Below are 19,347 nucleotides of genomic sequence, written 5' to 3'. Positions count from 1 at the left end.
GGAGCAGCAACCCACGGAGAAAGCCATGAAGCGCCTGTTGTTTATCGCCCCCCTGGCCCTGATCGCCCTGCCCGCCCATGCCCAGTCATCGCACTCGACCACGGTCGACCGGCCCAATTACCAGGGCTCGCGCACCGTCACGCGGGATGGCCAGGGCAATGTCAGCCGCGGCACCAGCGTCGTCCGCAAGTCCGACGGGGCGATCGCCTCGCACAACTACAGCCGAATCCGCACCGATGGCGGCTGGAACACCAGCCAGACCTCGACCGGATTCGGCGGCCGCTCCATCGCACGGAGCCGAATCTTCCGCCGCCACTGAGCTCTCGTCCGGCGGCCCGCAATCCCGCGGGCCGCCGAAACCCTCAGGGCACCAGCAGCGGGCGCATTTTCGGCACTGCCACCGCGAGTTCGTCCGCAACCATCTTGGAGAAGAAATCGGCACCGACCGGCCCGAGATGGGTATAGTCGAAGGCCAGCTTGGCATCACCAAGCGGCTCCACCGCGGCGTTGTTCTGCGGCGCCGCCGGCGAGGCGGCAGCGGCGGTGGGGTTCGCGATCGTTGTCCCGGTCAGCGCGGCTGCCGAGACTTCCCGCACCGGCGGCACCTGGGCAAAGCGGTTCGCCATGGAGGGCCCCAGTGCTTCGACAGCGTCTGCGCTGCGCTTGTTCAAATCGACCAGCGGAACATTCAACTCAGCAGCGACCTTGCGGATCGACGCCGACCAGGGCTCGAGATCGCGGTCCAGCTTTCCGTCCTTGAACTGCCTTCGCGTGAGCGGTGTGAGCAATATCGGCTCGGCACCCGCCGACCGCGCTTCCGCCACATAGCGCCGCAAGTTCGCGGGGAACTCGGTAGCGAGATCGGTCGAGCGGCCCGGCTTGCCCGGCTGGTCATTATGACCGAACTGGATGAGCACATAGGTCTTCACGAAGCCCGGCGTCTTCATCTCGGCCAGCGCCAGATCCCAGCTGCCCTCCGCCCGATAACTATAGGTACTCCGCCCGCCCCGCGCCAGGTTCACGCACGCCGCGAAGCTGGTGACGTGATAGGCACAGAAACTGCCGCCCCAGCCCGACAGCACCTGGGTAGTCGAATCGCCGACCAGGATGATCTTCGACGCCTTGATCGGCGCCGCCGCCGGACGATCGGCAGGTGTGGCTTGCGAGGTCGTCCGCGGTGCCGTCTGGGCATGGCCCATGCCGGCCGAAAGCACCAGGCCAAGCCCGGCGAGCATCCATTTCGACATCCATATCCTCCTGAATCTTCTTTGCCGCGAGGCTAGATGACACCGGTGCCAACGGTCAAGGAAGGGGCAGCTGGATGTCCAGGTCGCGCAGTCCCGCGGGCTCGGGAGGCGGGAGGTTGTTCAGGTCGATCGCGACGCGGCCGGACTTGTCGGGCTTCTTCCGGAACGCCCGTCCGACCCCGCCGATCGCATCGCCGACCAGGTTGACCGGATTGGTGGACTCGCCGGGCTCCTCGCAGCAGCTGTCCGGGTCGACGATCTTGCCGATGCCGCGGATCAGCGCGGTGCCCATGCCGAAGATGTTGATCCCGGTGGTGCAGCCCTCCGACCTGGTCGCGCAGGGCGCGATCGAGGCGTTGAGCGCACCGATGCCGGTGACATCCGGGTTGCTGGGCATCGGCCGGTCGGGCGGCCCGCGCTCGTCGGGCAAGGGCAGGCGCGGCACAGAATCGGCGCCCTGGCCGCAGACCAGGATCTCGTTCTGCTTGCGCGGCGGGCCGCTGGTGCATGGATCGTTGAGGATCGACCAGCTCTGCTTGCCGTCAGCCGCCTGTTTCGGCTGGTTGACCGTACCCGGCGTATCCTGCGCGGCAATCAGGGCCAGCACCACAAGCAGCATCAAAAACTCCGCCCATCCACCGGGGACTAGACGGAGCTAACCATGGATAGCCGCCTGTAGGAAAGCCCTTGGGGTGGAGAAATCACTCGAAGGCGGCACAAGCGCGCCGGGGAATCAGCCCAGCCTATCCATCGCGCGTACCCGGGCAAGCTCCTGACGAACCCGCACAAGATCGCGCGCAAAGCCTGGATGATCGGGCCACCGCTCCGCCAGCTGCACAACTACAGCCTCGGCAGCTTCGAACCCAGCGATCGCCTCCGCCGTATCGCCCTCTGCTTCAACAAGCTGTGCCAGCTTAGCCTTGCTGACGAACAGGTCGCGTTGCCACTCGCTGTTCCCCGGCTCCCGCGCCGCCAGCCGCTCGGCAATGGCGAGATCCGCCTCGAACCGCTCGCGTGCCGCACCCAGATTGCCCGACGCCACCTCGACTTCGCCAAGCTGATTATAGCTTACCGACAAGTCGCGCTGCCACTCGCTGTTCCCGGGCTCCCGCGCCGCCAGCCGCTCGCGAATGGCAAGCCCCGCCTCGAACCGTTCGCGCGCCGCGCCGAGATTGCCCGTAGCCACCTCGAGTTCGCCAAGCTTGTTGTAGCTCACCGACAGATCACGCTGCCACGCGCCGTTCCCCGGCTCCAGCACCGCCAGCCGCTCGGCAATGACCAGATCCGCCTCGAACCGTTCGCGCGCTGCATCCAGATTGCCCGTAGCCGCTTCGACATTGCCGAGCTGATTGTAGCTCACCGACAAGTCACGCTGCCACGCGCTGTTCCCCGGCTCCCGCGCCGCCAACCGCTCTCGAATGGCAAGCCCCGCCTCGAACCGTTCGCGCGCCATGTCCAGATTGCCCGACGCCACCTCGACGTCGCCGAGTCTTTCATAGCTCACGGACAGGTCGCGTTGCCACGCGCTGTTCCCCGGCTCCCGCCCCGCCAGCCGCTCGCGAATGGCAAGCCCTGCCTCGTATCGTTCGCGCGCCGCGCCCAGATTGCCCGAAGCCACCTCGACTTCGCCAAGCTTGTTGTAGCTTACCGACAGATCGCGCTGCCATGCGTTGTTCGCAGGCTCCTGCGCCGCCAGCCGCTCGGAAATCGCAAGTCCCGCCTCGAACCGTTCACGCGCCGCACCCAGATTGCCCGTCGCCACCTCGACATCGCCAAGTCTGTCATAGCTTACGGACAGGCCGCGCTGCTGCTCGCTGCTCTGCTCCTGCGCCGCCAGCTGTTCACGAATGGCAAGCCCCGCCTCGAACCGCTCGCGCGCGGCACCCAGATCGCCCGTCGCCACCTCGATATCGCCGAGATTGTTGTAGCTCACCGACAGGTCGCGCCACCACAGACTGTTGCCCGGCTCCTGCGCCGCCAGTCTCTCTCGAATGGCAAGTCCCGCTTCGAACCGCTCGCGCGCTGCACCCAGATTGCCCGACGCCACCTCGACGTTACCAAGCCTGTTGTTGCTCACCGTCAGGTCGTGCTGCCACAGAATGTTTCCTTGATCCTGCGCCGCCAGTCGCTCGGAAATCGCAAACCCGGTTTCGAACTCCGCCCGGGCGAGACGCAATTCCCCTTCAGCGATCAGGATGTCGCCGAACTCATTGTGCAGGACGCTGCGGTTCCTTTCGTCCTGAACGCGCTGCAGCGCCGCCAGGAAACAGGCGCGGGCTTCCGCAAGCGAGGTGTAGGCCACTTCAAGGCGGCCCAGTTCGATCCAGCCCCATACATCCTCGGGATCGAGCTCGACCGCGGATCGATAGGCGTCACGCGCCTTGCTGGGAGAGAACGGTGCGATAAGGCGCGCGGCCTGGCGGAACCGTTCGGCGTTGCGCCGCTTGCCGGCCTCGGCCTCGGCAACCAGCGCCCGGTAGGCGCCTTCCGGATCGCCGCTGGTCGCCTCGTTCGCGATCTCGCGGTCACGGGCGGATTCCGATTCCGCGAGTTGCTGGACGGTACGCGCCGCGGTCTCGAGCTGCTGCCCGCCGACACCGCCCTGTTGCTTCAGGATCGCAAGGATCTCATCCAGCTGCCCGGACATCCCCGCATCACGCTGCTCCGATTCCGCACCCTGCAACGCCGTGTTGGCAAGCGTCTCCTCGGCCAACGCCCGCGTTCGGTCCCCGTCGTTGGTGACGATGGTGAGGGCTTCCTTCGCCGTCACCGGCTTGGGGCCCAGCAATTGCGCGACCGTCGCGACGAAACTCAGAATTGCGGCCAGGCTCCCCAGCAGGGGAAGCACCGGCGTAAAGGCGGCGGCACCGGCTTCCCACCAACCGGCGCCGGGCACATCCTTGATCTTGTCATAGGCGCCACCGATCGCGACGAGCCCGCCGACAAGGAACGCGCCGCCCGAAACAAGTATCGCCCTAACTGATCCCCACCAACCCGGCATCGCCCCCTCCGCCTTGCCAGGAAGATGGCAAAGGGAGCGCTGAAATCAAGCGAAGTTAACGCGCAAATGACCCATTTCCGCTCGTGCGGATCAACGCATCACTTGCGTTGGGCACCCGGGAGAGGGCTGCGGCCCTGCCGCGAGGAAGCTCCCCCCAAAGCAAAAGGCGCCGGGGTTTTCCCGGCGCCTTTCGTGTCTTCGAGCCTCAGGCCGCGTTCTTCGCGCGGCTGGCGCGCTTGCGCTCGTGCGGATCGAGGTGGCGCTTGCGGAGGCGGATCTTGGTCGGGGTGACTTCGACCATCTCGTCGTCGTCGATATAGGCGATCGCCTGCTCGAGCGTCATCTTCTTCGGCGGGGTGAGGCGGACGGCGTCGTCCTTGCCGCCCGAGGCGCGGAAGTTGGTGAGCTGCTTCGCCTTCATCGGGTTGACCTCAAGGTCTTCCGTCTTGGCGTTCTCGCCGACGATCATGCCCTCGTACAGGGCTTCGCCGTGACCGACGAACAGGATGCCGCGCTCTTCGAGCGGGCCCAGGGCGTAGCTCTGCGCTTCGCCATTGCCGTTCGAGATCAGCACGCCGTTCTTGCGGCCTTCGATCTGGCCCTTGTGGGGGCCGTACTTCTCGAACAGGCGGTTCATGATGCCGGTACCGCGGGTGTCCGACAGGAACTCGCCATGATAGCCGATCAGGCCGCGCGACGGCGCCGAGAAGGTGATGCGGGTCTTGCCGCCGCCCGAGGGACGCATGTCGGTCATCTCGGCCTTGCGCTGGTTCATCTTGTCGACGACCGTGCCCGAGAATTCATCGTCCACGTCGATCACGACGGTTTCGTACGGCTCGGTCTTCTTGCCGTTCTCGTCCTCGCCGAACAGCACGCGCGGACGGCTGATGCCGAGCTCGAAGCCCTCGCGGCGCATCGTCTCGATCAGCACGCCGAGCTGAAGCTCGCCGCGGCCGGCGACTTCGAACGAGTCCTTGTCCTCGCTCTCGGTGACCTTGATCGCGACGTTGCTCTCGGCTTCGCGCTCGAGACGGTCGCGGATCATGCGGCTGGTGACCTTCGAGCCTTCACGGCCCGCCATCGGCGAATCGTTGACGGCGAAGCGCATCGACAGCGTCGGCGGATCGATCGGCTGCGCCTGGATCGGCGTCGACACCGAGGTGTCGGCGATGGTGTTCGACACGGTGGCGACGGTGAGGCCAGCCAGCGAGATGATGTCGCCCGCCTTGGCTTCGTCGGTCGGCACGCGCTCCAGGCCCTGGAAGGTCATGATCTTCGAGGCGCGGCCGGTCTCGATCACCTTGCCGTCGGCGTCGAGCGCATGGATCGGCTGGTTGAGCTTGACCGTGCCCGACTGGACGCGGCCGGTGAGGATACGGCCGAGGAAGTTGTCGCGATCGAGCAGCGTCACGAGGAAGCTGAACGGCGCGTCCTGGTCGAGCGCGGGCGGCGGCACATGCTCGACGATCTTCTCGAACAGCGGCTGCAGCGTGCCTTCGCGCGCATCGGCATCGTCCGAGGCATAGCCGTTGCGGCCCGAGGCGTAGAGCACCGGGAAGTCGAGCTGGTCGTCATTGGCCTCAAGCGTGACGAACAGGTCGAACACTTCGTCGAGCACTTCCTGCACGCGCGCGTCCGAACGGTCGATCTTGTTGACGACCACGATCGGGCGCAGGCCGAGCTTGAGCGCCTTGCCGGTGACGAACTTGGTCTGCGGCATCGCGCCTTCCGACGAGTCGACCAGCAGGATCACGCCGTCGACCATCGAGAGGATGCGCTCCACCTCGCCGCCGAAGTCCGCGTGACCCGGGGTGTCGACGATGTTGATGCGAACCGGCTCGCCGCCACCCGGAGGCGCCCACTCGACCGAGGTCGGCTTCGCCAGAATGGTGATGCCGCGCTCCTTTTCGAGGTCGTTCGAGTCCATCGCGCGCTCTTCGACGCGCTGGTTGTCGCGGAAGGTGCCGGACTGACGGAAGAGCTGGTCGACGAGCGTGGTCTTGCCGTGGTCGACGTGCGCGATGATCGCCACGTTGCGGAGGTTCATGATGCTATCCTGGAAGTAAGTTGGCGGGCCCGTACAGCAATTTGTGCGTTGCGGGAAGCCCGGTGATTCGCCGCGGCTTTCAACGCCCGCCGCCGCGAAAATGTTGAATCCCTTGAATCACCACGCATGCCCGCAGGGTGCCTCTGCGGCGAAGATGGGCAGACGCCTTGCCGGCGGCAAGGGGAGCCGGGTTCACCAAAAGGGGGGATTGGAGCAAGTGCGCGCATCGGACATTCTGAACCACAAGAGCGCCGTGTAGGACAGCGCGAACCGCATGAAGGGAAGACCATGGCCGAGCCGCTCAAGATCCTCGTCATCCTGGGGAGCATCCGCGAGGGGCGGATGGCCGAGCCGGTGGGCAAATGGGTGGTCGAGGGCGCGGCGGCGCGGCCGGAGCTCGATCCCGAGCTGATCGACCTGAAGGACTGGAACCTGCCCTTCTATGCCTTTGCCAGGGCACCGGCGATGGGGGACTATCAGGACCCGCTGCAGATCCGCTGGGCGGAGAAGATCGCGAGCGCCGACGGCTATATCCTGATCTGCCCGGAGTATAATCACGGGCTGCCGGCCGTGCTCAAGAACGCGCTCGATTTCGTCTATGCCGAATGGCACCGCAAGCCAGTGGCCTTTGTCGGCTATGGCGGCAATGGCGCGGCGCGATCGATCGAGCAGGCGACGATGGTGGCGCGCGAGCTGCGCATGGCGCCGCTGGAAGCGTCGGTCCACATCATGAGCGTGTGGAGCAAGGTGGCCGGCGGCAGCTTCACGCCGGACGACAAGGACGCGCGCTGGACCCAGCACCTCTATGACGAGCTGGCCTGGTGGGGGCGGGCGCTCCGGGCCGGGCGGGAGGCGGGCTGAGCCCGCGTGCTTCCTTGGCCCGACGGTTTCGGGGTGACGGGAAGCTGGTGTGGTATATAGCTATATCACAAGCGCGGCTGCCGGGTGCGGCACACAAGGGAGTAAGGGAATGAACAAGGGAATGGCGCTGCTCGCGCTGGCGCTGCTGGCGGGCTGCTCGGGCGCGACGACCGCCGAGAAGCAGAACGTGAACCTGGTGCTCGATGCCGATTTCACCACCGGCACGCTGCTGCTGACCTGCCGCGATTCGAGCAGCGGCAGCTGCCATGTGCTGGTCGCCGGATCGGGCGAGCCGGTTCGGCTGAGCGCGGAGAAGGGCAAGACCGCGGAATCGGCGACCGGCGCGGCCGAGGGCGCACGCTTCTGCGCCGGCGAGGCAGAGCCGCAGAACGGCTGCAGCCTCACCCCGCTGCGCGACGGCGAGCAGATCTATCGCTCGAGCCGGGTGAAGACCGAGAGCAAATAGGCTGCCCCTTGGCTTGGCCTGTTGGTGTATTATATAAACGACACAGTTGGACTGTTGTCCGGATGACCCTATGCTTAGGCCGGACAGTTTGGAGACGCGAGAATGGCAAGCGAGACCTTGGTGGCCGAACAGGATCTGGTGCTGACCCCGCCCGAGCCGGTGAAGGTCGTCGCGCCGGAAAAGGCAGCCGGGCTGGTGCCGGTGGACGATACCAAGAAGACCGAGCTGGAGACCCGCGTCGACAGCTTCATCGAGGATCTCGTCGCGCAGGACGTCAACAGCCCCGAGTTCGGCAAGCGCGTCGATGCGATCGCGGCGATGGGGCAGAAGGAGATCCGCGACGCGGCGGGCCAGTCCAACCGCTTCCTCGATCGCCCGGTCAAGGCGATGGGCAATGACGGCGTCGGCGCCGACCTGCTCGCGCTGCGCAAGAAGGTGGAGGAGCTCGATCCCAGCCAGAACGGCAAGCTGATCGGCGGCAGCCAGGGCTTCCTGTCGAAGCTGTTCGGCGGCGGGATGCAGCAATATTTCCGCAAGTACCAGTCGTCGCAGACGCACATCAACGGCATCCTCAAGAGCCTGGCCAACGGCAAGGACGAGCTGCTGATGGACAATGCCGCGATCGACACCGAGCGGCAGAATCTCTGGGCCTCGATGGGGCGGCTCGAGCAGATGATCTATCTGTCCAAGGCGATGGACGCGAAGATCGAGGACAAGGCCAACGAGCTCGATCACACCGACCCGGCCAAGGCCAAGGCGCTGCGCGAGACCGCGCTCTTCTATGTCCGCCAGCGCACCACCGACCTGCTCACCCAGATGGCGGTGACGGTGCAGGGCTATCTTGCGCTCGACCTGGTCAAGAAGAACAATGTCGAGCTGGTGAAGGGCGTCGATCGCGCTTCGACGACGACGGTTTCGGCGCTGCGCACCGCGGTTACCGTGGCCCAGGCGCTGACCAACCAGAAGCTGGTGCTCGACCAGATCACCGCGCTCAACTCGACCACCGCAGGGCTGATCGATTCGACCGGCGCGCTGCTCAAGAGCCAGTCGGCGGCGATCCACGAGCAGGCGGCGAACTCGACGATCCCCGTGGAGACGCTGCAGCGTGCCTTCCAGAACATCTATGACACGATGGACGCGATCGACACGTTCAAGCTCAAGGCGCTCGACAACATGAAGGTGACGGTCAACACGCTGTCGAACGAAGTCGAGAAGTCGAAGGGCTATATCGCCCGCGCCGAGGGGGCTTCGCAGAACCAGGTCTCGGGCGGGGCGGAGACGTTCAAGCTGGAGGCGATGTAAGCCGTGCCCACCGATGTCGATCGCGAACTGAACCGGATCGGGAGCACGCTGGATCGCGTGCGCAGCCGCACCGATCTGGCCGTATCGAGCCGCAACCGCCAGCACCGCGAGGCCGAAGTGGTCCGCCGGCTCGGGCGGATCGCGGCGGCGGACGGCGCGATCCTCGTCGGCGCGATCGCCTTTGCGCTGATCGTGGCGCCGCTGGGCATCATGGGCGCGATGCTGGTGGCGGTGCTGATGATCGCGGCGACCATGCTCTTCGCGGTGATGCCGGCGAGCGCGCCGGTGAATGTCGAGAAGCTGGCGGAGATTCCGCTCAAGGCGCTGCCCCGCTCGACCGAGCGCTGGCTGGAGACTCAGCGCCCGGCTTTGCCCTCGCCGGTGCGCGGGCTGGTCGATTCGATCGGCGTGAAGCTGGAGACGCTGGCGCCGCAGCTGGCGACGCTCGACGAGAACAGCCCGGCGGCGGTGGAAGTGCGCAAGCTGGTCGGCGAGCAGCTGCCCGAGCTGGTCAAGGGATATGGCCGCGTGCCCGAGCCGCTGCGCCGGGTGGAGCGCAACGGCCTGACCCCGGACCAGCAGCTGGCGCAGGGCCTGCAACTGATCGACGACGAGATCGCCGAGATGACCACGCAGCTGGCGCAGGGCGACCTCGACAATCTCGCGACGCGCGGGCGGTTCCTGCAGATCAAATATCAAGGCGAAGAGGGCTAGGCGTTCGTCACCATTCCGGACGTACCGTGCTTCCAGCTGCTCCCCGGCGAAGGCCGGGGCCCAGAGTTTCTCTGCCGTTCCGCTTGTGACCCTGGGCCCCGGCCTTCGCCGGGGAACTAAAGAAGTATGTCCGCAGGATCTAGTGCGGCCAGCCACCCGCCACGCAGCGTGCATCGAAGCTGCGGGCCAGTTCGGCGAGGCTCACCGCGCCCAGCCGCGCCACCAGTAAAGCCTCCGCTTCGCGCAGCGCATCGTCCAGCGCTTCGTTGACCGCCTGCTCGACCGCGCAGGCGGGGTTCGCATGCTCGCTGCCGATCGCGAACAGGGTCGGCCCGCCGACGGCGCGGTGGATGTCGAGCAACGAGACCTTGTCGAGATCAGCGGCGATAGCCCAGCCGCCGCCATGGCCCTTTTCCGAGCGGACATAACCGGCGTCGCGCAGCCCGGCCATCGTGCGGCGGACCACCACCGGATTGGTCTGGAGCATCTGGGCGATGTGCTCCGAGGTCATCGGCCCGTCATGCCGCGCCATGTGGAGCAGCACATGGAGCATCCGGGATAGGCGGCTGTCCTTTCGCATCCTGATCTTCCTCGGGCGCGCCGGGCCGGTTGGCAAGCGCGCTCTTTCACGATACTTGTATTGTTACATGATTCGCGAAAGGCCGCAAATGACCGAGAAGAAGCACGAGAACCCGGCGCATTGGGACGAGACCGCTGCCAATTACGAAGCAACCGCCCACCCGTTCACGTCGCAATTCGCCGAGGATGCGCTGGCCCGGGTGACGCTGACGCCCGGCATGCAGGTGCTCGACGTGGCGGCGGGGACCGGCGCGCTGACGCTGGCTGCCGCACGGAGCGGCGCCTATGTGCTCGCCACCGATTTCTCGGCCGGGATGGTCGCGCGGATCGCCGCCGCGAAGCTGCCCAATGTCGATGCGGAGGTGATGGACGGGCAGGCGCTCCACCTGCCGGACGCGAGCTTCGATGTCAGCTTCTCGATATTCGGGGTGATCATGTTCCCCGACTGGCGCAGGGGGCTGGCCGAGATGGCGCGGGTGACCAAACCCGGCGGGCTGGGCGTGCTCGCCACCTGGCAGAGCGAGGGCGCGGCGACCTTCCTGCTGCTCTCGCAGATCCGCCGTCGGCTGTTCCCCAGGCTCGACGGCAAGACCAGGCTGCCCGAGGGCGCGGTGGCGCTGGGCGATCCCGAATGGCTGTCGGCGGCGATGGTCGATGCCGGGTTCGCGGCGCCCGAGATCGAGCAGGTCACGCATGATTTCGTGCTGGACGTGTCGCAGCTCGACCGGCCGGAGACTTTGTTCGGGATGAGCCCGGACTGGGTGGCGCTGGATGCGGAGCAGCAGGCGGCGGTGGTCGAGGAGGTGCGGCTTATGGCGGATGGGCGGTCGGTGTTGCCGGTACCCTCGACGGCATTGATTGCGGTGGCGGGGCGGTAAGCCGGTACGGTGCGGGCCCTCTTATCTGTACCCCGGCGAAAGCCGGGGCCCAGAGTCACAAGCGACACGGCAGAGAAACCCTGGGCCCCGGCTTTCGCCGGGGTACAAGGGGGGAGATGGCTTAGCTTTCCAGTGCTTCCCGCGCACGATGGGCCAACCGCTCGACCGCGGCATCGTGGATGCCGGGCGCGCTTACGAGCAGACCGAACGCCTTGGCGCTCGGCGTGTTGAAGACGAGCTCCTGCCCCAGCACATCGGTAATCACCCCACCTGCCTCGCGCACGAGCAGCACCGCGGCGGCGACGTCCCATTCATTGCCCCAGCGGATCGTAGCCAGCAGGTCCGCCTCGCCCGCCGCGACCATCGCGATACGCAGCGCGATCGAATTGGGCTTGTCGACGATCACCAGGTCGCCATCGACCTTGGGCAGGTGGTCGGTTGGCATGCGCGATCCGGCCAGCTGGTCGCGCGGGGTTACATGGAGCTGCACGCCATTGCGCGCGGCGCCCCTGCCCGCCTCGGCGATCCAGCGCTCGCCGCGCGCCGGGGCATCGAGCACACCGATCACCGGCGCGCCGTCCTCGACCAGCGCGACCGAGACCGACCAGCCGGGACGGTGGCGAAGATAGTCGCGGGTGCCGTCGATCGGATCGACCACCCAGATGCGCCGCGCGTCGAGCCGGGCGCGGCTGTCGGCGGTCTCCTCGGACAACCAGCCGGCTTCGGGAAGCAGCGCGGTCAGCCGATCGCGGAGCAGCGCATCGAGTTCGAGATCGACGTCGCAGACCGGGCTGCCGGGGACTTTCTCCCAGCGCTTGAACTCGGTCTCCCAGCGCGTCATGGCGAGGCGGCCCGCCTCCGCGGCGATCGCCGCGACTTCGGAGGCGAGGCCGGCTTCAGGCACCGGCGATCGTCATCCCGTCGATGCGGATGGTCGGTGCGTTGATCCCGTAGCGGAACTCCAGGTCGTTCGCCGGGGTCAGCGCGAGGAACATGTCCTTCAAGTTGCTCGCGATCGTGATCTCGGAGACCGGGCGGGTGATCTCGCCCCTCTCGATCAGGAAGCCGGCGGCGCCGCGGCTATAATCGCCGGTGACGCCGTTGACGCCCTGCCCGATCAGCTCGGTGACGAGGATGCCGTACTCGATCTCGCCGACCAGGGTCTCGGCGGGGATATGGCCGGCTTCCATATAGAGGTTGGACGGCGCCACGCCGGGCGCGCCGCCGATGCCGCGCGAAGCATGGCCGGTCGGCTCGAGCCCGAGCTGCCGCGCCGAGGCGCTTTCGAGCAGCCAGGTCTCCAGCATGCCGCCGTCGACCAGCTTGACCGGCTGGACCGGCAGCCCCTCGCCATCGAAGGGGCGCGAGCGCAGCCCGCGCGGGCGGTGCGGATCGTCGCGGATCGTCACCCCCTTGGCGAAGACCTGCTGGCCGAGTCGATCGAGCAGGAAGCTGGTCTTGCGGGTGATCGCGGCACCCGAGATCGCGCCGAGGAAATGGCCGATCAGCCCGGCCGAGACGCGGCGATCGAAGACGACCGGCATCGCGCCGCTGGGGATCTTGGCCGGATCGAGCCGGGCGACCGCGCGCTCGCCGGCGAGCGCACCGATCGCCTCGGGCGCCTCGAGCTGGGCGGCGTGGCGGGCCGAATGATGCGCATAGTCGCGCTGCATGTTGCCGCCGGCCCCGGCGAGGACGCTGGCCGAGATGCCGTGGCTGGTCTGGGCATAGCCGCCGGTGAAACCGTGGCTGGTCGCGAGCGTCATCACCGAGCGCGAGGCGCCGGCGCTGGCGCCTTCACTGTTGGTGACGCCCTCGACGCCGCGCGCGGCCTGCTCGGCGCGCTCGGCCAGGGCCTTGAGGCTCTGCGGGTCGACATGCGCGCCATCGTCGAGATCGAGCTGGGGCGGGGCGCCGTGGAGCAGCCGGTCCTGCGGGGCGAGGCCGGCCCATTTGTCCTCGGGCGCTTCCTTGGCCATCGCGACGACGCGCTCGACCAGCATGTCGAGCGCGGCCGAGCTCAGGTCCGAGGTGGAGACGCTGGCCGAGCGCTGGCCGATGAAGACGCGCAGGCCGAGCTCCTCGCTCTCCGAACGCTCGACATCCTCGAGCGCGCCCATGCGGACGGAGACGGACTGCGAGCTGTCGGCGGCGAAAACGGCATCGGCGGCATCGGCGCCCGCCCGGCGCGCCCGCGCGACGACATCGGCGGCGCGTTCACAGGCTTCGGAAATGGTCAGCATCGCGCCGACTTAGGTATGCCGGGGCCGAAGGTCAAAGTGTCTGGCCCACGACGAAGCAGGCGGCGAACATCAGCAGGCCGGCATTGCGGTTCGACCGGAAGCGGGCGAGCGCATTGGCGCCGTCGGCGGTGTCGAGCGTCGCGACCTGCCAGAGCAGGTGCAGCGCCATCGGCAGCAGGGCAAGCAGCGCGAGCCAATCGGGGCGGAGCTGCCAGATCGCGGCACCCCAGCAGGCGATGGCGACAAGGTAGAACGCCGTCACGCCGCCCCGGATATGCGCGCCCATCGCGCGGGCAGAGGAGCGGACGCCGACCAGCGCGTCGTCCTCGATATCCTGGATCGCGTAGATGGTGTCGTAGCCGATCACCCAGGCGATGCAGCCGGCATAGAGCAAGGCGAGCGGGAGCAAGGGCTGGGTGCCGATCTCGGCCCAGCCGACCAGAGCCGCCCAGGAGAAGACCATGCCGAGCCAGGCCTGGGGCCACCAGGTGATCCGCTTCATGAAGGGATAGGCGGCAACCGGCGCGATGCTGGCGAGCGCCACCAGCCGCGCGGGCCAGTGGAGCTGGAACCACACGACCAGCCCGACCAGGCAGAGCAGACCGAGCCAGAGCAGGGCGGCCTTTACCGACACCGCGCCGCTCGCCACCGGGCGGCTGCGAGTGCGGGCGACCTGGCGATCGAGGTCGCGGTCGACGATGTCGTTGAACACGCAGCCGGCACCGCGCATCGCGATGCTGCCGAGCAGGAGCCAGAGGATCAGATCCCAGCGCTCGACCGCGCCGCCCGACAGCGCGACCGCCCAGGCGCCGGGCCAGAACAGCAGCCACCAGCCGATCGGCCGGTCGAACCGGGCAAGCAAGGCATAGGGTCGCGCGGCGACGGGGAGCAGGCCCACCAGTCCGCGATGCTCGGTATCGGGTACGATCTGCTGCGCTTCGGCCATGGCCGTCCCTCCGCCCCCACGCGTGAAAGATCAAGCCCGCAACATTCTGGCATACTCCTGCGACAAAGCGGGCGCAGGCGCGGGGTGCCTATATTTCACCCGGGAAACAGTCGATGCGCCTTGTCCTCGCCAGCCTTACGCTCGCCGCTGTCGCCACCCCTGCCCTGGCCGATGATGCGCCGAGCTTCTTCATCAGTCCGATGGGCGAGCCCTTCCGCGGGCCGGACGCGCCCAACATCTGGTTCGACAAGGCCGATGCCAATCATGACGGCGTGCTGACGGAAGCCGAGATGGAAGCCGATGCGGCGCGCTTCTTCGCCACGCTCGACAAGAACAAGGACGGCGAGCTCGATCCCGAGGAGATCGAGAATTACGAGACGGTCGTGGCGCCGATGATCAGCGTCGGCGGCTATATGGGCGACCAGCCGGAGAGCACCGAAGGCGATGGCGACGGCCAGAAGCGCGCACCCGCCTATGTCGCACAGGGCGCGGCCCGCTTCGGCTATTTCGATTATCCCGAACCGGTGGTGGTGGCCGACACCAACTTCGACCGGGGCGTGGATGCGCGCGAGTTCCGCGTCGCCGCCGACAAGCGCTTCGCGCTGCTCGACAAGAACGGCGACGGCAAGCTGGAGAAGTCCGAGCTGCCCAAGATCGAGAAGGCGAGCTTCAGGCCCGGCAAGCGCGGCGGCGGTGGGCGCGGTCGCGGTGGACGTGGCGGCGGTGGGCGTCGCGGTGGCGGCGGCTATGGCGGTGGCGGCATGGGCTCGGGCGGCGGCATGGGTGGCATTGGCGAATGAGGCTGGACCGAATGAACCTGGGGGAGTGACGGCGCCCCGGCTCGACGGCTAGAGCAGTGCCATGCCCGCTACGCCCGCCTGGCCGCCCCAATCCGCCCCGCGCCTGTTCGTCGAGACCGAGCTTTCGCCCGGCGAGATCAAGATCGACGGCCCGCAGGCGCATTATCTGATCTCGGTGATGCGGATAAAGATCGGCGAGGCGATCAAGCTGTTCGACGATCGCACCGGCGAATGGGCCGGGGTCGCGCGCTCGATCGGCAAGCGCGACCTGATCCTGGAGGTGACCGACCAGCTCCGCGAGCGTGAGCCGGTGCCGGACCTGTGGCTGTGCGCGGCGCCGATCAAGAAGGGCCGGATCGACTGGATCGCCGAAAAGGCCTGCGAACTGGGCGTCGACCGGCTGGTGCCGGTGCTCACCCGGCGCGCGGTGGTCGACAAGCTCAACCTGGAGCGGCTGCGCACGCACATGATCGAGGCAGCCGAGCAGTGCGGACGCACTGCCCTGCCCCGGCTCGACGAGATGGTGAAGCTGCCCGCGCTGCTGCGCGACTGGCCCGAGGAGCGCGTGCTGTTCTTCGCCGACGAGACCGGCGGCGTGCCGGCGGTGGATGCGATGCGGGCCAATCCGGGGCCGGCGGCGATCCTGATCGGGCCCGAGGGCGGGTTCGACGAGAGCGAGCGCGAGGCGATCAAGGCGCATCCCAGGGCGATCGGGATCGCGCTGGGGCCGCGGATCCTGCGGGCGGAGACAGCGGCGGCGGCGGCGGTGGCGCTGTGGATGGGCGCTGCCGGGGATTGGTAGGCTCTAACAACCGTCATCCCCGCGAAGGCGGGGATCCAGAGTCACAGGCGAAACGGCAGAGAAACCCTGGATCCCCGCCTTCGCGGGGATGACGGATGAGAGGGCATGAAGGAGGCGTTAGGCAGCCCTTAGCTTGCCCCCAACCCAGGCGAAGAAGCGCGGCACCGGGGCATTCCGCTGCATCCAGGCGCTGTATTCCTGGTACGCCGGATCGGCGCCGAGATGCATCTCCTCGGTGCGGGCGCGCCAGTAATAGATGCCGCTGACAACGGCCATGATCGCCGCGTTGCGCAGCCCCTCGACCCAGTTGGTAGTGGCGAGGAAGGGCAGGCCCGAAAGCCACCAGAACAGGTTCTTCGACAGATAGGCCGGGTGGCGGCTCCACGCATAGGGCCCATGGGTCAGGATGCCGCGGTGCGTGAGGTTGGAGAAGCGCAGGCCGAAGGCGATCGTCGCCCAGGCATAGATGCCGGTCAGCACCACCAGCACCGCGCCGAGCCCGCCCAGAATCCAGGGATGGTTGGCGAACCAGTAAGTCCAGTCGGCGCTGCCCGGATGATAATCCAGCACGCCGCCTTCGTTCATCAGCACGAAGGGCGGGTAGCAGATCAGCGCCGCGGTCCAGCCCGCCGCATAGGGCGTGGCGCTGCGGATGTGCGAATCGAGCGGCCGCATCGTCAGGATGTAGCCGGCAGTGGCGAAGGCCACGTCGATCACGAACATGAAGCTGATGCAGTAGTTGGCGATCACCGCCGGGCTGTCGAACATGCGGCTGAAGTTCCAGCCGACGAAATCGCCGAAATTGGGCGGCACGATCGAGAGCATGAAGGCGAGGAAGAAGCCCTTGATCGCCCAGCTGCGCAGATGGTTCTGGATCGCCGGGATATCGATCGGCTCCTTGATCCCCATCAGCCAGGCGCCGAGATGCCAGGCGCCGTCCTTCGGCTGCACCAGCTTGCGATCGAGCCACAGGACATAGGGGATCGAGAGCAGGAACAGCGCCGGCGCCGCCATCTCGATGCACCAGATCGACCAGCCGAAATTGGCGTAGCGGCCCGTCCACCAGAAGCGGAAGGTGGCATAGATCAGCGCGATCCCGCCCCAGGTCAGCCACAAGCCGGTGAGCTTGGTGATCGAGATGTCGAGCGTATCCCTGAGCGTGCGCTTCGAGGACCAGTCGATGCCGGTGCTGGGGTTCAGGTGCACCTTGTCGACGAAGATCGACCAGAGCACCATCGGCACGGCGCAGGCGACGACATTGACCAGCGCCGAATAGGGCCCGTCCATGCCGTAAAAGGTGGCGATCCCGGTCCACAGGCTCATGCCGGCCAGGCCAGCCATGCCGACGCCGGTACTCACCGCCGAGCGGGGCCGTGGATCGGCCCGGGTTTCCGCCGTCAGCTTGGGATCGTGATACATGGTGGAAACGAGTAGCGCGCAATGGTTAGCGTCCCGTGAAGGATTGCACTTGCGCGCAGGCCTTTACGCCTCTGCCCGCAGGGTCCTATGACCCGTCGCTTCAAAATGAGAGGTCGCTTCCACCGATGATCCGTGCGCTTGCCACAGCTGCCCTGCTCGCCTCCGTCTCCGCTCCCGCCATCGCTCAGACCTCGGTGGTCCAGTCGGCGCCGGCGCAGACCGCGCCCTATCCGAACACCATCCCCGATGCGCGGGACGTCGCCTATCCCGGCACGCTGACGCTCGATATCGACGCGACCGACATCACGCGCGGGATCTTCAACGTGAAGGAGACGATCCCGGTCGCGAAGAGCGGGCACATGGTGCTGCTCTATCCGAAGTGGATCCCCGGCAAGCACGGTCCGCGCGGCGAGATCGAGAAGGTCGGCGGCCTGGTCATCAAGGCGAACGGCAAGGTGATCCCGTGGAAGCGCGATCCCGTTGATGTCTATGCCTTCCATATCGACGTGCCGGCGGGCGCGAAGAAGCTCGACGTGAGCTTCAACTTCGTCTCGGCCACCGTGGGCGACCAGGGCCGCATCGTGATGACACCCAACCTGATGAGCCTGCAGTTCTTCTCGCTCAGCCTCTACCCGGCCGGCTATTTCGTCCGCCGCGTGCCCATCCAGGCCAAGGTGACCTATCCCCAGGGCTGGACCGCGAGCTCGGCGGTGGACGCCAAGGTGGCCGGCAATGTCTACAGCTATGACAAGACCAGCTACGACATCCTGATGGACTCGCCGGTGCTCGCCGGCCGCTATTACCGCCAGCTCAAGCTGAGCGACCGCGTGACCATCGAGACCTATGCCGACAGTGCCGAGGAGCTGGCCGCCAAGCCCGAGCAGATCGCGGCGCATGCCAAGCTGGTCGACCAGGCGGTGAAGACCTTCGGCGTCGAGCACTATGATCACTACCGCTTCCTGCTCTCGATCAGCGAGGAACTGGGCGGGATCGGCGTGGAGCATCACCGCAGCTCGGAGAACGGCACGGGCCTGGGCTATTTCACCAAGTGGGACGAGAAGGCGACTAGCCGCAACCTGCTGCCGCACGAATACACCCATAGCTGGGACGGCAAGTTCCGCCGCGGCGCCGATTTGTGGACGCCGGACTATCGCGTGCCGATGCGCGGCTCGCTGCTCTGGGTCTATGAGGGCCAGACCCAGTTCTGGGGCTATGTGTTCCAGGCGCGCTCGGGGCTGGTGAGCAAGGCCGATACCCTGGATGCCTACGCCAATATCGCCGCCAACCTCGACAACCGCCAGGGCCGCACCTGGCGCCCGATGGGAGACACCACCAACGATCCGGTGATCACCCCGCGTTCGCCCAAGGGCTGGGTGAGCTGGCAGCGCAGCGAGGACTATTACAACGAAGGCCTGCTGATCTGGATGGAAGTCGATTCGATCCTGCGCGAGAAGTCGGGCGGCACCAAGTCGATCGACGATTTCGCGCATATCTTCTTCGGCGGACGCGACGGCGATTTCGGCGAGCTGGCCTACACGTTCGACGACGTGGTCGCGACGCTCAACCAGGTCCTGCCCTATGACTGGCGCACGCTGCTCAAGGAGCGCGTCAACGACGTGTCGGAGCATGCGCCGCTCAGCGGGTTCGAGCGCAACGGCTACAAGCTGGTCTACAACGACACCCCCAACAAGGTGACGCCCAAGACCGCCACCGACCTGTCCTATTCGATCGGCCTGTCGATCGGGCCCAAGGGCATCACGGGCGTGATGTGGGGCAGCCCGGCATTCGACGCCGGCATCACCCTGGCCGACGAGATCGTCGCGGTGAACGGCGCGGTGTTCAGCGGCGACAAGCTGCGGGACGCGGTGAAGGCCGCCAAGGGCAGCAAGGAGCCGATCAAGCTCACCGTGAAGCGCGGCTCGCGCTACCGCGACGTGGCCATCGACTATCATGACGGGCTGCGCTATCCGCACCTCGAAAAAACAAGCGAAGGAGAGGCTGGCCTGGACAAACTCCTCCAGCCCAAGTGAGGCCGGAGGGGC

At 67.0% G+C, this 19,347-nt stretch carries 18 protein-coding genes; 9 read left to right on the top strand and 9 right to left on the bottom strand.

Going from position 1 to position 19,347, the window contains the following annotated elements:
• Window positions 1-25 precede the first annotated feature (25 nt).
• Window positions 26-319, top strand: a complete 294-nt coding sequence (locus tag HNP52_RS07275; RefSeq protein WP_184164466.1) for a hypothetical protein — start codon at window positions 26-28, stop codon at window positions 317-319.
• Between the two features lie 43 nt (window positions 320-362).
• On the opposite strand, the gene HNP52_RS07270 is transcribed toward HNP52_RS07275, so the two are convergent.
• From HNP52_RS07270 to typA, 4 genes are all read right to left on the bottom strand, one after another.
• On the bottom strand, window positions 363-1,247 hold the full coding sequence (locus HNP52_RS07270; protein WP_260395936.1) for a rhamnogalacturonan acetylesterase: 885 nt from the start codon (window positions 1,245-1,247) through the stop codon (window positions 363-365).
• 55 nt (window positions 1,248-1,302) lie between these two features.
• A complete protein-coding gene (locus tag HNP52_RS07265; protein WP_184164464.1) occupies window positions 1,303-1,866 on the bottom strand; it encodes a hypothetical protein in 564 nt (187 codons plus the stop codon).
• A 114-nt stretch (window positions 1,867-1,980) separates the two neighbouring features.
• Window positions 1,981-4,248, bottom strand: a complete 2,268-nt coding sequence (locus HNP52_RS07260) for a tetratricopeptide repeat protein (protein WP_184164461.1) — start codon at window positions 4,246-4,248, stop codon at window positions 1,981-1,983.
• 205 nt (window positions 4,249-4,453) lie between these two features.
• Window positions 4,454-6,295 (bottom strand): translational GTPase TypA, encoded by a 1,842-nt coding sequence (typA, locus tag HNP52_RS07255; protein WP_184164458.1) that lies wholly within the window; start codon window positions 6,293-6,295, stop codon window positions 4,454-4,456.
• Between the two features lie 288 nt (window positions 6,296-6,583).
• On the opposite strand from typA, the gene HNP52_RS07250 reads away from it, so the two are divergent.
• The 4 genes from HNP52_RS07250 (at window position 6,584) to HNP52_RS07235 (ending at window position 9,638) form a co-directional block, all read left to right on the top strand.
• Window positions 6,584-7,156: an NADPH-dependent FMN reductase gene (locus tag HNP52_RS07250; protein WP_184164455.1), complete on the top strand. Its 573-nt coding sequence runs from the start codon at window positions 6,584-6,586 to the stop codon at window positions 7,154-7,156.
• A gap of 109 nt (window positions 7,157-7,265) precedes the next feature.
• Window positions 7,266-7,622, top strand: a complete 357-nt coding sequence (locus tag HNP52_RS07245; protein ID WP_184164452.1) for a hypothetical protein — start codon at window positions 7,266-7,268, stop codon at window positions 7,620-7,622.
• Window positions 7,623-7,724: 102 nt separating this feature from the next.
• The gene (locus HNP52_RS07240) at window positions 7,725-8,924 is read left to right on the top strand and encodes a toxic anion resistance protein (RefSeq protein WP_184164449.1); all 1,200 of its coding nucleotides are present in this window, start codon (window positions 7,725-7,727) and stop codon (window positions 8,922-8,924) included.
• Window positions 8,925-8,927: 3 nt separating this feature from the next.
• Window positions 8,928-9,638, top strand: coding sequence for a hypothetical protein (locus HNP52_RS07235; RefSeq protein WP_184164446.1), 711 nt, complete (start codon window positions 8,928-8,930; stop codon window positions 9,636-9,638).
• Window positions 9,639-9,777: 139 nt separating this feature from the next.
• Here HNP52_RS07235 and HNP52_RS07230 read toward each other — a convergent pair whose 3' ends face one another.
• Complete coding sequence (locus HNP52_RS07230; protein WP_184164443.1) at window positions 9,778-10,218, bottom strand: Rrf2 family transcriptional regulator; 441 nt, start codon at window positions 10,216-10,218, stop codon at window positions 9,778-9,780.
• An 88-nt stretch (window positions 10,219-10,306) separates the two neighbouring features.
• Between HNP52_RS07230 and HNP52_RS07225 the strand changes: the two genes are divergently transcribed.
• Window positions 10,307-11,095, top strand: a complete 789-nt coding sequence (locus tag HNP52_RS07225) for a class I SAM-dependent methyltransferase (RefSeq protein WP_184164441.1) — start codon at window positions 10,307-10,309, stop codon at window positions 11,093-11,095.
• A gap of 121 nt (window positions 11,096-11,216) precedes the next feature.
• Here the strand turns inward: HNP52_RS07225 and HNP52_RS07220 are convergent, their stop codons facing one another.
• Genes HNP52_RS07220 through ubiA form a run of 3 tightly spaced genes read right to left on the bottom strand, consistent with a single transcriptional unit; the run spans window position 11,217 to window position 14,284 of the window.
• Window positions 11,217-11,999: a 3'(2'),5'-bisphosphate nucleotidase CysQ gene (locus tag HNP52_RS07220; RefSeq protein ID WP_184164438.1), complete on the bottom strand. Its 783-nt coding sequence runs from the start codon at window positions 11,997-11,999 to the stop codon at window positions 11,217-11,219.
• Window positions 11,992-13,338 carry a TldD/PmbA family protein gene (locus HNP52_RS07215; protein WP_184164436.1) on the bottom strand — a complete coding sequence of 449 codons (1,347 nt, stop codon included), beginning with the start codon at window positions 13,336-13,338 and terminating at the stop codon, window positions 11,992-11,994. The genes HNP52_RS07220 and HNP52_RS07215 overlap by 8 nt, the downstream gene beginning before the upstream one ends.
• A 31-nt stretch (window positions 13,339-13,369) precedes the next feature.
• Window positions 13,370-14,284 (bottom strand): 4-hydroxybenzoate octaprenyltransferase, encoded by a 915-nt coding sequence (ubiA, locus tag HNP52_RS07210; protein WP_184164434.1) that lies wholly within the window; start codon window positions 14,282-14,284, stop codon window positions 13,370-13,372.
• Between the two features lie 113 nt (window positions 14,285-14,397).
• Between ubiA and HNP52_RS07205 the strand changes: the two genes are divergently transcribed.
• Window positions 14,398-15,084 carry a hypothetical protein gene (locus HNP52_RS07205; protein ID WP_184164431.1) on the top strand — a complete coding sequence of 229 codons (687 nt, stop codon included), beginning with the start codon at window positions 14,398-14,400 and terminating at the stop codon, window positions 15,082-15,084.
• A 61-nt stretch (window positions 15,085-15,145) separates the two neighbouring features.
• Complete coding sequence (locus HNP52_RS07200) at window positions 15,146-15,886, top strand: 16S rRNA (uracil(1498)-N(3))-methyltransferase (RefSeq protein ID WP_184164428.1); 741 nt, start codon at window positions 15,146-15,148, stop codon at window positions 15,884-15,886.
• Between the two features lie 117 nt (window positions 15,887-16,003).
• On the opposite strand, the gene HNP52_RS07195 is transcribed toward HNP52_RS07200, so the two are convergent.
• Window positions 16,004-17,305 (bottom strand): isoprenylcysteine carboxylmethyltransferase family protein, encoded by a 1,302-nt coding sequence (locus HNP52_RS07195; RefSeq protein ID WP_184164425.1) that lies wholly within the window; start codon window positions 17,303-17,305, stop codon window positions 16,004-16,006.
• 125 nt (window positions 17,306-17,430) lie between these two features.
• On the opposite strand from HNP52_RS07195, the gene HNP52_RS07190 reads away from it, so the two are divergent.
• Window positions 17,431-19,335 carry a M61 family metallopeptidase gene (locus tag HNP52_RS07190; protein ID WP_184164422.1) on the top strand — a complete coding sequence of 635 codons (1,905 nt, stop codon included), beginning with the start codon at window positions 17,431-17,433 and terminating at the stop codon, window positions 19,333-19,335.
• Window positions 19,336-19,347: the final 12 nt, after the last annotated feature.

It is taken from the genome of Sphingomonas kyeonggiensis, from assembly GCF_014204495.1.
GTDB classification, from domain to species: Bacteria; Pseudomonadota; Alphaproteobacteria; order Sphingomonadales; family Sphingomonadaceae; genus Sphingomonas; species Sphingomonas kyeonggiensis_A.
The sequence above is the reverse complement of the archived record's forward strand: the minus strand, read 5'-3'. Positions and strand labels throughout refer to the sequence as shown.

Coding starts and splice junctions, on each gene's coding strand:
- HNP52_RS07230 (WP_184164443.1), bottom strand. CDS start 10,218: ATGCGAAAGGACAGCCGCCTATCCCGGATGCTCCATGTGCTGCTCCAC.
- HNP52_RS07200 (WP_184164428.1), top strand. CDS start 15,146: ATGCCCGCTACGCCCGCCTGGCCGCCCCAATCCGCCCCGCGCCTGTTC.
- HNP52_RS07215 (WP_184164436.1), bottom strand. CDS start 13,338: ATGCTGACCATTTCCGAAGCCTGTGAACGCGCCGCCGATGTCGTCGCG.
- typA (WP_184164458.1), bottom strand. CDS start 6,295: ATGAACCTCCGCAACGTGGCGATCATCGCGCACGTCGACCACGGCAAG.
- HNP52_RS07265 (WP_184164464.1), bottom strand. CDS start 1,866: ATGCTGCTTGTGGTGCTGGCCCTGATTGCCGCGCAGGATACGCCGGGT.
- HNP52_RS07195 (WP_184164425.1), bottom strand. CDS start 17,305: ATGTATCACGATCCCAAGCTGACGGCGGAAACCCGGGCCGATCCACGG.
- HNP52_RS07250 (WP_184164455.1), top strand. CDS start 6,584: ATGGCCGAGCCGCTCAAGATCCTCGTCATCCTGGGGAGCATCCGCGAG.
- HNP52_RS07225 (WP_184164441.1), top strand. CDS start 10,307: ATGACCGAGAAGAAGCACGAGAACCCGGCGCATTGGGACGAGACCGCT.
- ubiA (WP_184164434.1), bottom strand. CDS start 14,284: ATGGCCGAAGCGCAGCAGATCGTACCCGATACCGAGCATCGCGGACTG.
- HNP52_RS07240 (WP_184164449.1), top strand. CDS start 7,725: ATGGCAAGCGAGACCTTGGTGGCCGAACAGGATCTGGTGCTGACCCCG.
- HNP52_RS07190 (WP_184164422.1), top strand. CDS start 17,431: ATGATCCGTGCGCTTGCCACAGCTGCCCTGCTCGCCTCCGTCTCCGCT.
- HNP52_RS07245 (WP_184164452.1), top strand. CDS start 7,266: ATGAACAAGGGAATGGCGCTGCTCGCGCTGGCGCTGCTGGCGGGCTGC.
- HNP52_RS07260 (WP_184164461.1), bottom strand. CDS start 4,248: ATGCCGGGTTGGTGGGGATCAGTTAGGGCGATACTTGTTTCGGGCGGC.
- HNP52_RS07205 (WP_184164431.1), top strand. CDS start 14,398: ATGCGCCTTGTCCTCGCCAGCCTTACGCTCGCCGCTGTCGCCACCCCT.
- HNP52_RS07275 (WP_184164466.1), top strand. CDS start 26: ATGAAGCGCCTGTTGTTTATCGCCCCCCTGGCCCTGATCGCCCTGCCC.
- HNP52_RS07270 (WP_260395936.1), bottom strand. CDS start 1,247: ATGTCGAAATGGATGCTCGCCGGGCTTGGCCTGGTGCTTTCGGCCGGC.